General features: G+C 64.4%; 6 protein-coding genes and 2 pseudogenes. 5 read left to right on the top strand and 3 right to left on the bottom strand.

Features of this window, described 5'->3' with window-relative positions:
- Positions 1–178 precede the first annotated feature (178 nt).
- The 5 genes and pseudogenes from PZL22_RS20390 (at position 179) to PZL22_RS20370 (ending at position 4126) form a co-directional block, all read left to right on the top strand.
- Positions 179–763, top strand: a complete 585-nt coding sequence (locus PZL22_RS20390) for an IMPACT family protein (RefSeq protein ID WP_003531528.1) — start codon at positions 179–181, stop codon at positions 761–763.
- 89 nt (positions 764–852) lie between these two features.
- Entirely contained in the window at positions 853–1839 is a 987-nt protein-coding gene (locus PZL22_RS20385; RefSeq protein ID WP_003531530.1) for an aldo/keto reductase, read from the top strand.
- A 22-nt stretch (positions 1840–1861) separates the two neighbouring features.
- Entirely contained in the window at positions 1862–2293 is a 432-nt protein-coding gene (locus PZL22_RS20380) for a DUF1810 domain-containing protein (protein WP_003531532.1), read from the top strand.
- A gap of 500 nt (positions 2294–2793) precedes the next feature.
- Positions 2794–3471: pseudogene (locus tag PZL22_RS20375) on the top strand (methyltransferase family protein).
- A 184-nt stretch (positions 3472–3655) separates the two neighbouring features.
- Positions 3656–4126, top strand: a complete 471-nt coding sequence (locus PZL22_RS20370) for an aminoacyl-tRNA deacylase (RefSeq protein ID WP_003531541.1) — start codon at positions 3656–3658, stop codon at positions 4124–4126.
- A 36-nt stretch (positions 4127–4162) separates the two neighbouring features.
- On the opposite strand, the gene PZL22_RS20365 is transcribed toward PZL22_RS20370, so the two are convergent.
- The 3 genes and pseudogenes from PZL22_RS20365 to PZL22_RS20355 form a co-directional block, all read right to left on the bottom strand.
- On the bottom strand, positions 4163–4834 hold the full coding sequence (locus PZL22_RS20365) for a hypothetical protein (RefSeq protein WP_033048896.1): 672 nt from the start codon (positions 4832–4834) through the stop codon (positions 4163–4165).
- A gap of 13 nt (positions 4835–4847) precedes the next feature.
- Positions 4848–5417 carry an invasion associated locus B family protein gene (locus tag PZL22_RS20360; protein WP_003531544.1) on the bottom strand — a complete coding sequence of 190 codons (570 nt, stop codon included), beginning with the start codon at positions 5415–5417 and terminating at the stop codon, positions 4848–4850.
- Between the two features lie 8 nt (positions 5418–5425).
- Positions 5426–10244, bottom strand: a pseudogene (locus PZL22_RS20355) (YadA-like family protein).
- Positions 10245–10287: the final 43 nt, after the last annotated feature.

Raw genomic sequence — 10287 nt, 5'->3', positions numbered from 1 at the left:
GGAGAGGGGACGAGTAGGCCGCGCGCGTTCGATAAAATGGTGCGCTGGAGGGCGCCGCGTGTCCCTTCTCCCCGCCTGCGGGGAGAAGGTCGCGGCAGCGGGTTGAGGGGCAGACGCCGGCTGCCCCCTTGGCCTAACGATCGGGAATCCGCTATCAAGCTCGAAACGGACAAAGCGGATGTTCACGCTCCAACGCATCGAGACCTCGGCACAGGAAATCAAGAAGAGCCGCTTCCTGGCGATTGCCGGGCCGATCGAGGACGAACTGTCGGCCAAAACCTTCATTGCCGCCCGCTCGGATCCTGCGGCCAACCACAATTGCTGGGCCTGGCGGGCCGGCCAGAGCTATCGCTTCAGCGACGACGGCGAGCCAAGCGGGACGGCGGGCAAGCCGATCCTTGCAGCGATCGACGGTCAGTCGCTGGATCGCGTCGCCGTGGTCGTGACACGCTGGTTCGGCGGCATCCTGCTCGGCAGCGGCGGACTGGTCCGTGCCTATGGCGGCACTGCGGCGCTTTGCCTGCGGGCGGCGGAAAAGATCGAGCTCATCGAACGACAGCGTGCCGAGATCGCCTGCGACTTCGCCGATCTCGCGCTCATCAAGGCGCGGCTGGCAGCGCGCGGCGTGTCGATCGCCTCCGAGACCTTCACCGGCACCGGCGCAGTGCTGTCGGCCGAGATACGGCAAGACGCGGTGGACGACGTGCTCACCCTCGTGAGCGATCTCACTCGCGGCAAGGCGCTGGTGACACTCTGCGACTGACGGGAGCTTTCATCTGCGCCACTATCGTCATAGTTATGCGGACGACACGGAGCTGAGGTTCCGGCATCAAGATGGAGAGGATACATTCGATGAAAACAAGGATCTTGGGGCGAACGGGCGCCACGATTTCGGAGATCGGTTTCGGCGCCTGGCAGATCGGCGGCTCCTGGGGCGACGTCAGCGAGGAGGATGGCAAGCGCGCGCTCAACGCCGCCCTCGACAGCGGCATCACCTTCATCGACACGGCGGACGTCTATGGCGACGGGCGTTCCGAAAAAATCATCGCCGCGGTGCTGCAGGAACGGGGCGGAGAGAAACCATTCGTCGCCACGAAGGCGGGCCGCCGGCTCAATCCGCACCTGGCGGAGGGCTATACGGGCGCCAATATCGAGGCCTTCATCGACCGCAGCCTCGCAAATCTCGGCGTCGAAACGCTTGATCTCGTCCAACTCCACTGCCCACCGACGGAGGTCTACTACCGGCCCGAGGTCTTCGGCGCGCTCGACCGGCTGGTGACCATGGGCAAGATCCGCCATTACGGCGTCTCGGTCGAGAAAGTCGAAGAGGCCCTGAAGGCTATCGAATATCCAGGCGTCGCCACGGTCCAAATCATCTACAACATCTTCCGCCAGCGGCCGCAGGACCTATTCTTCGCCGAGGCGAAGAAGAAGGATGTCGGCGTCATCGTGCGCGTACCGCTCGCCTCCGGCCTTCTTTCGGGCAAGATCAGCAAGGACACCGTCTTTGCCGCCGACGACCATCGCAACTTCAACCGTCACGGCGAAGCCTTCGACGTCGGGGAGACCTTTGCCGGCGTGCCGTTCGACGTGGCGCTGCAGGCGGTCGACGAGCTTCGCACGCTGGCGCCCGCCAATGTGCCGATGGCGCAATTCGCCTTGCGCTGGATCCTCGCGCAGGACGCGGTTTCCGTCGTCATTCCCGGCGCCCGCAACGCCGCGCAGGCGCAATCGAACGCCGCCGCCAGCGCCCTTGCGCCGATCGACGGCGCGACGCTCGCGGCAATCGCAGCGCTTTACGAGCGGCTCATCAAGGTTCATGTTCATCAGCGCTGGTGACAGATGAACCGGTGAGAGGCTGATGACGAGGGAGGCATTCGATCTCGAACGCTTCGTCGCGGCGCAGGAAGGCATCTATCCGGCCGCGCTCGCGGAGCTGCGCGCGGGCGCCAAGCGGACGCATTGGATGTGGTTCATCTTTCCGCAGATCGCGGGCCTCGGCCATTCGCCGACGGCGCAACATTATGCGCTGTCGGGCCTTGGCGAGGCGCAGGCCTATCTCGCACACCGGGTCCTCGGCCGGCGCATTCTCGAATGCACGGAAGCGGTCAATGGGGTCGGGGGGCGCAGCGCTCTTGAGATCTTCGGTCGGCCGGACGATCTGAAGTTCTGCTCATCGATGACGCTCTTCGAAGCGGCGGCGCCTGATGTCGACACCTTCACCCGGGCGCTCGACCGTTACTGCGCCGGCGTTCGGGACCCGAGGACGATCGAGATTCTCGGCAAGAGCTGAACCGCGCTCAAAAGGACGCGGCCGCTCCCTGCGACAGGACGAGCAGGAACAGCACCGCACAGACCGTCAGGCCGGCGATGATGAGCATCAGTTCCTTCATCATATAGCGATACATCGCGTCCCTCCTTTGCGGACGGCGAGTGCTGCTCCAGCACCGCACGTCCTATTCGGCGTGCAAAGGTCGCTGTCGCGCTTCGCATTGCTGCATTCTTTGATCCTTGAACCGGTCAGGGCCCAAGCGAAGATGCAGCGGGTCTAATATGGGAATCCGGTTATGCGGCTTTAAGTTCCGCGCGAAGCACAAGAGTGTGAACGCTTCAGGCAACCGATGGAGCCTCGCAGGCGCGCCTGTTCATCCCGCCTCACCCAACCGTTGCGATCGCTGGTCGAAACACTATCTCAGGAGTTCGTCGCGCCGGGACGCGGGCGGAAAGCCGCATAGAGTTTTCCGTCCCGCGCTAAAGCGCCCTTCATCGCACAAACCATGCAGGAGCTTGCTCATGCTTGTCAGGCTGACCGTACAGACGATCGTCTGGTTCGGGTTCATCGGAGCCGTCCTCTTCCTCTCGGCCGGAACACTCGCCTGGCCGGCGGCGTGGACCTATCTGTTCCTCATGATTGCGCTTTCGTTCCTCGTCGGGCTCCTCCTTGCCCGGCACGATCCCGCGCTGCTCTAGGAAAGACTGGCTGCCCCCATCCAGGAGGGCCAGCCCCTGGCCGACAAGGTGCTCCTTTCGGTGATCCTCCTGTTCCTCGTCGCCGGCTTCGCCTTCATGGCGCTCGATGCCGCGAGATTCAAATGGTCTTCCATGCCGGTCTGGGTGCAGGCTCTGGGCGCGCTGCTCGTCGTCCTTTCCATCGGATTCAGCTATCGGACATTGCGCGAAAACAGCTTCGCATCGCCGGTCGTCAAGGTGCAGACGGAGCGTGCGCAAAGCGTGATCACCACGGGACCCTATCGTTATGTCCGTCATCCCTTCTATACGGGCAGCCTTCTCTTCGTCGCCGCGACCTCCTTGTTCCTGGGCTCCTGGTGGGGGCTGCTCGTGGCACTCGGACTGGCGGCATTGCTCGCGATCCGGATCGGCATAGAGGAGAAGGCGCTTCGCACCGGGCTCGCCGGCTACGATGCCTATGCGGAACGCGTGCGCTACCGGCTCGTGCCCTACGTGTGGTAGCCGGCCCGGCCGTTCGCCGTTGACTCCTCCGATGATGAGAGGAGAATGTCATCTTCCGCGTCACTACAGTGCCCCGCGTCCTGCCGGACGCCCAAAAGCCGCTGTAGCACTTTGAAGCGCTGCATTTTTTTCGTGAGTCGCAACGGCTTGGGGAGACTGCAGCAGGATAGAAGAGGCGCCTACGATGACGATCGCCAGGAGACTTCAGGACTATATCGACAGCGAAGGGATCACCTACGACACCCTCGCCCATCACCGTACCGCAACCACCAGTCAGACTGCCGAAGCCGCCCATGTGCCGGGCAACAGGCTCGCCAAATCCGTGGTCGTTCACCACGAGATGGGCTATGCGCTCGCCGTCGTTCCGGCCACGCATCGGGTCGAGCTCTCCACCCTGCAGGACGTCATGAACCGCCGTCTCGGCCTCGCCTCGGAGGAGGAGGTCAGCGAGCTCTTCAACGATTGCGAGACCGGAGCCGTCCCGCCCATCGGCGAGGCCTATGGCGTGCCGGTCATCCTCGACGAAAGCCTCGACAGGGCAAACGACATCTATTTCGAGGGCGGCGACCACAGGACGCTCGTGCATATGAGCGGCACCAATTTCCGCAACCTCACGAAGGATGCGCGGGTCGCCCGGTTCAGCCATCCGTCGTAAGCCGGGCCGCTTATCGGCGGCGGGCCCGATCGGGGCTCACTGGGCGATCGCCGTCGTGGATATGGCGATGCAGGACGCGCTTCCCGCGGGAATGAGCATCCCCTGCCCCTGGCCCTTGCCGAGGTTGTAGGTCTGGACGCCCGAGAGCGTATCCGCCGCGGTGCTGCCCGGGGGCAGGAGCGGAAGGACATCCTTGCATGCCCTGGGGAAGGGCGCCACGCGCAGCATTGCGCCTTCGCATCCGCCATTCGGCAAGGGAGCCGCGAAGACGAAACCGCCCGCCGGACCTTCGTAGCCGGGGGTCTTGTAGCTGAGGCCGACGATCGCCTGGATCATATGCTCGTCCGCCTTTTCGGCGTTCCAATGGGAGCGGACGGCATATTGCGACCCGGTCACCAGCATTTCGCCCAGCAGCGGAAATGCCGTCGTGCATCTTTTCATGCCGGCCTGCCTTATGTGATCGGCGAAAACGTTGCTCGGCACCTTGGCCGGCGTCTCCGCGGCCCGGACCGAGCCATCGGCGGATTGAGCCAGACCGATCACGCCCTGAAAATACAAGAGAGCGACGGCGGCGAAGCCGAGAACGAGGGTGCCCAGGGCACCGAAGAACATTCTGCGCCAGAGGTGCTCCCCGGCAGGAGTCTGTGGGAATGAAGCTCCGCCGGTCTGCGGCCGGCGGAGCCGGTCGTTTGCATCTGTCTCGGTCATGAGGTCTGCACTTCTACTCTATGGCCTCCAATGCCGGGTTCAGGCCCTTCAGAGGCAGGTTGATGCTGATGGTTCCGTCGCCCGTGCCGTAGGAGACCCCGACCGTCGCCTCCCGGGCGATGTTGTCACGCAGGATGGGGCCTACCGGCACCGTCGCCAGGCAGACGCCGCGGTCGCAGCTTTCCACCTCCACCTCGACCGGCTTCTTGCGGTCGGGGAACGAAAGGCTCACTCTCGACCCCTTGCCGGCGGCCGGAGGCACCCTCAGGATCATTATCGGCCTGCCTTCCGCGGTTGCGGCGAGCGACCAGCTGAAAATGCTTTTTCCGGACTCGTCGGCGACGTTTTGCGTGATGTTGCAGATCTTCTGCTTCGTCTTGAAATTCTCGTCGCAAATGAGCGTCCAGTTTCCGAAAGGATGGATGACGCGGCGATACATTCCGATCGGCACATCGGGCGGAACGGCCACCTCGGAGGGCTTTATCCGGTAGCGGGGGGCCGTCTCCCCCTCCTGTCCGACGGAGGCGCCGGCAGACAGGATGAAACCGGTGACGGCCGCCAGGCCGCCGGTGAGGCGCCCCATCGTCCGGCTCAGTTGAGCGTGATGCTGAGGCCGGCACCGACACCGACGTTCCCCCCGGCCGCAGCACCGGTCAGGTTCGCCCGGACGCGTCCGTCTTCGCTGGTGTAGCCGGCACCGAAGGCGAGCGCCCCTTCGCTTCTCCAGAAGCCGCCGCCGAGCGCCACGCTCAGCTTGCCCGGCTCATTGTCGAAGCGCAGCGAGGCCGCCGCAAGCCCGATGGCGGCGGCTTGCCGCGCTTCGCCCCGAACCTGGCCGATCTCGCCCGAGAGCTGCGCGAACCGTTGTTGCGCATAATTGTTCACCGCGCTCACCTTGGTCTCGATGACCTGGTCGGTGTAGATGGCCGCCTGGTCGATTGCCCACTCGGTCTTTTCGTCCGTGTAGCTCTTGCTTTCCGCGACGCTTTCGTCGAGCTGGCCGACATTGACGGCGTCGGTCGCCTTCACGCCCTTGGCCACATTGGCGATGAGCGCCGGCTTGTTGGGATCTCCTCCCTCGAGCGTCAGCGTGTTGAGCCTCTTGCCGGCAGCGTCGGTATCATAGACGGCAGCGTTCTCCAGATCGCCCTGGAAGCTCTCGATATAGGTTACGCGGCTGTCGATCTCTTTCACTTCGGTATCGAGCCGATCGACCTTCACGTTCGTGGCGTAAAGCTGGCTGCCGTTGACCGCGTCGGTCGAGTTCGCGTTCAGGTCGCCCGCGGCGACATTGGTGATCTTGGTGCCGTTAGCCCCCTCCAGCGTCAGGGTGCCCTTGCTTTTGTCGTCATAGCCGACGCCATTCGCAGTGGCATTCGCAACGACGTCGAAGAGCTGGCCGCCGTTGACGGCATCCTTCGAATCCTTCGCCACCGTACCGTTTGCCACATTCGTGACCTTCATGCCGCCGGCATCGATGCCATCGGTCGTGACGCTCGGCCCCCCGGTGATGACCAGGCCGTTGCTGCCGAGCATGGTGCTGCCGATCACGATCGAACCGCCGGTGATAACAGTGGTCGGCGCATTTGGATCGGCGGGATCGGCACCCACCGTGATGCTTTCGGAGACGTCCAGATCGTCGGCCAGGTCGAAGCTCACGGTGTCGCCGGTCTCCGCCTTGCTGACGACGATATTGCCGTCGCCGCTGCGAAGATCCACCGTCTCGCCCGGCGCGACATTGGACGCGTTCGCACCCTGCGCCGAGAGGCTCCAGCCGGCACCGGCCGTGCCGCCCACCGCCGCCAGCGCGTCGCCGACATTGCTGTAGTCGGTGCCGCCGATCGTGTATTTCGGGGCGATCCACTCATCCTTGACAGGGTCATAGGCGGCTCCCCCGCCCAGGGCGACGGCCACGTTGGATACGCGGCTGCGAAGCCCGAAGAGCTGGCTGCCGTTGACGGCATCGGTCGATGCCGCGCTCAAGGCGCCGGGCGCAAGATTGGAGATCCTGGTGCCGCCCATGCCTCCGGCGAGGGTCACGCTATCGAGGTTGAGTTCGCCCTCATCGATCACGCCGTTCGTATTGGCGTCGGTCCAGTCGTATTTGACCGCCCGCTGGTCGGTATTGCCCGATGCGGTTTCGACTTGCCTGAGCTGGGAAAAGTTCACCGCGTCGGTGTCGGCCTCGCCCGCAGCGACATTGGTGATTTTGCCGGCCGCTTGGATGCCCGCCGCCGTCACGCGCGGGCCGAGCGCCGTGTCCTCCCCGTTCGCGTCCTGCGTCGTGAAGCTCAGGCCGTTCTCGTCCAGCACCGTGGATGCACCCGTGTCGGGATCTCTCGCCGTCACCCTGTTCACCTCGATCTCATCGGCCAGATTGATGCTCACGTCGTTGCTCAAGATCTGATTGCTGATCACGATATTGCCGTCGCCGCCTTTGAGGACCAACTCGTCGCCCGGCCCGATGCCGTCGATGCTGCCGCTGTCCGTCGTGAGCTTCCAGCCTGTCTTGGCGATCGTCTCGACCGATTTGAGCTGGGCCACGTTGGCGGCATCGGAGTCGGCCGTGCCGGCGGCGACACCTGTGATCTGGCGGTAGACGCCGGTTTCGGCGTCCGGATTGCCGACGGCGACCGCGCCGCGCGTGCTCTGCGTCGCCTCGATGGCGTTTTGGTCGGCCGTCGAGGCCCCGCCCGGCACATAGCCCGCCACGTCGGCACCCGTATCCGAAAACCGAGCCGGAACCCAGCGCCACGCCGCCGACTTCGGTGACGTCGGCACCGTTGCCGAGCACGAAGGCATCGGACACATCGATATTGTTGCCGTTGCCGATGACGCGGCTGCCATCGGCGGCATCCGCCAATGTGTTGTCGTTGCCGAAGGTGCCGGCGTTGTCGGCGGCGATGGTGTTGTCGTTGCCCAGCGAGTAGGAGCCGGTACCGGTGATATCGGTCGGATCGCCGATGGCGCCGCTCGAAGCGCCGCTGACGGTATTTCCGACGCCGATGCTGATGGACTTCAAACCGGAAGCCACGGCGCCGGTGCCGATTGCGATGGCTTCATCGGCGCTCGCCAGCGCCTCATTGCCGATGCTCACCGCGTCACTGACCACGAGGTCGGCGCGCACGGCGGTCTCATGTTCGCTCTCGGAAAACTGGATTCCCGCATTGGTGCCTATGGCGACGTTGTTATCGCCTTCCCGGTAACCGCCCGCCGAATCGCCGATCGCTATGTTTGACGACCCCTTCACCTTCTGACTGGCCGCAACGCCGAGGGCGACATTGTTCTGACCGGAGGTGGAACCAGTCCCTGAAACTGTGCCGATCATGATATCGCCCGCCGATCCCGACGTGGCTCGGGTACCGATGCTGATGGAATCGTTCAGGGAGGTACTGCTATTCCAGCCTATGCTGATGGACCGGTCGTCGTTGGCCAGCGCATCCGTGCCTATAGCGACGGCGTCGCGCGCACCGCCGTCCGCCTGCGCCGGATCGGCGGCCTTCGTTTTCGCACTCGAGCCGATGGCAATCGACCGATCCGCATTGGCTTCGTTTCTGGCACCGATAGCAATGGCCTCGATGCCCGGCGACTGATTGAAGGCTCCCAGGCTGACAGAGGTTTGCCCGCCTTTGATTCGGTCATTCCCTTCAAACCCTACAAGCCTGGCGTTGTTGGCGAGGCCGATGCTGACCGATTCGTCGCCGTCGGCCCGGCTTGCGCTGCCGATACTGACGGACACTTCACCAAAAGCGCTGCTTCCCTCCACGTTGCGGCCCAAAGCGGGGAACACCTTGCGATCGGAAGGGAATGAAAAGCCTTCGGGCGGCAGCACTTCGATCCGGTACGCGCCCGCGTTCTGCGCCGCGCTCACGACATAGAAGCCGTCGGCATCGGACACGATGCGCTCGATCTCCGCTCCGGATGCATCGTAAAGGATGACCGTTGCACCCGGTATCGCGACATTGCTGGCGGAATGGAAGACGAACCCGCCCGGATTGACGGTGAGAATGGCGGACACGGTCTGACCGCCGCATGTGGCGCTCGCGGAGACTTTCGTGTTCCGGTCCCCGGACACGACGCTGTCGCCCTGCACCACCGGCAGAACCCGCTGAATGGGAATGAGCGCGGTCGTGAAGAGGCCGGTATTGGGTCCGGTTTCCGTCGCGACGGCCGTCTCCAGATCCGCCTCCGGATCGGTCGCGATCCGGATCCGGACGCTGTCCGCACCCGGGGTCGTGTTGCACGCGGCCGCGCTCAGATGGAGGCGAACGTTGCTGTTGAGGGCTGCGGTCGAGATCGGCCGGCCGTCCGGCGCCGCATAGGTCAGCGCCGCCTCGCCGCCCTCTACGGGCGTACGAACGAGATTGGACCGGACCTCGACCAGATCCTCCCCCGACTGCTGCCATGTAGAGGCCTCGTTGAGGATGAAGCCTTCCTGGGCATTGCCGGCGACGGCGACCTCGAAAGCGAGGTTGGCCGAGAAGCCGCCCGGATAATCGCCTGCCCTGAAGAAGGCGACGGCATCGACCGCCGACGGATCCTGCGGAAGGGTCGTCACATATGTGTGCGTAGGCTGTCCGGCGACATGATACAGGCCTACGAAGCCGGCGGCGGATTCCGCGTTGACGACGCGCGTATCGAGCGGCCGCGCGTCGCGCACGAGGATGCCGGAGGCCGCAGCCCCGTCGATGAGAATGGAGCTTCCGTCGAGCTGCGCGTAGGCTGCCACGGCATTCGCGCCGTTGTTGCGCAGCCGCAGTCCATAACGCAGCTTGCCGCCTGCCTGGACTTCATTCTCCGTGGCGGATTTTTCGAGAACGAGGCCCGTGGAGGACATGATGACCGTGCCGGTGGCTGCATCCGCAACACTTCCGTCCTTCGCACTCAGCCGGAGAGCCGCGAGCTGGCCATCATGCGAGGACGCCGGCGTTGCGAATTGCACGATGACGGGAAGCTCGCCACCCACCGGCAGCTCGATCGCCATGTCCGGCGTCAGTTCCCACTCGCCGGGATCGGCGGTTCCGTTGCGATTCTGATCTATGACGGCGCGGATATCGACGAGATTGGCATGGTGGCCGGCGACCTGCTCGAGGGTGGCCGACGGACTGAGGGGAGCGTTGCCCGTGTTGCGGATGAAGAATGCGAACTGGCCGACCGAAGCCGGCGCCATGAAAACGGTCTGGTCGGAAACCACCTCGATGGCTTTCACCGAATTGACGCGGGTGACCACGACATTGGTCGATACGGACTCGTAGATGCCGAGTTCGGTATTGAAATACGAGACGACGGCCTGGCTTTCGATGAGCGCGCCGGCGGGAGCGGGAACGGCAAGGGCGACGGCCGGGCACAGGGCGGCGAACGCCGCCAGACAAGCCATGACCCTGCCAACTATCCTGCGTATTCCCCGCATTATTTTCCCGATTGTGCTCGCCTGGAAGTGCCCGACTGCGGCG

The organism is Ensifer meliloti, assembly GCF_030064585.1.
GTDB classification, from domain to species: domain Bacteria; phylum Pseudomonadota; class Alphaproteobacteria; order Rhizobiales; family Rhizobiaceae; genus Sinorhizobium; species Sinorhizobium meliloti.
Note: the sequence above shows the minus strand (reverse complement) of the source record. Positions and strands in the feature narration are given on the sequence as shown.

Excerpts from the sequence above, each read along its gene's own strand:
- PZL22_RS20390 (WP_003531528.1), top strand. The coding sequence starts at position 179 with ATGTTCACGCTCCAACGCATCGAGACCTCGGCACAGGAAATCAAGAAG.
- PZL22_RS20385 (WP_003531530.1), top strand. The coding sequence starts at position 853 with ATGAAAACAAGGATCTTGGGGCGAACGGGCGCCACGATTTCGGAGATC.
- PZL22_RS20380 (WP_003531532.1), top strand. The coding sequence starts at position 1,862 with ATGACGAGGGAGGCATTCGATCTCGAACGCTTCGTCGCGGCGCAGGAA.
- PZL22_RS20370 (WP_003531541.1), top strand. The coding sequence starts at position 3,656 with ATGACGATCGCCAGGAGACTTCAGGACTATATCGACAGCGAAGGGATC.
- PZL22_RS20365 (WP_033048896.1), bottom strand. The coding sequence starts at position 4,834 with ATGACCGAGACAGATGCAAACGACCGGCTCCGCCGGCCGCAGACCGGC.
- PZL22_RS20360 (WP_003531544.1), bottom strand. The coding sequence starts at position 5,417 with ATGGGGCGCCTCACCGGCGGCCTGGCGGCCGTCACCGGTTTCATCCTG.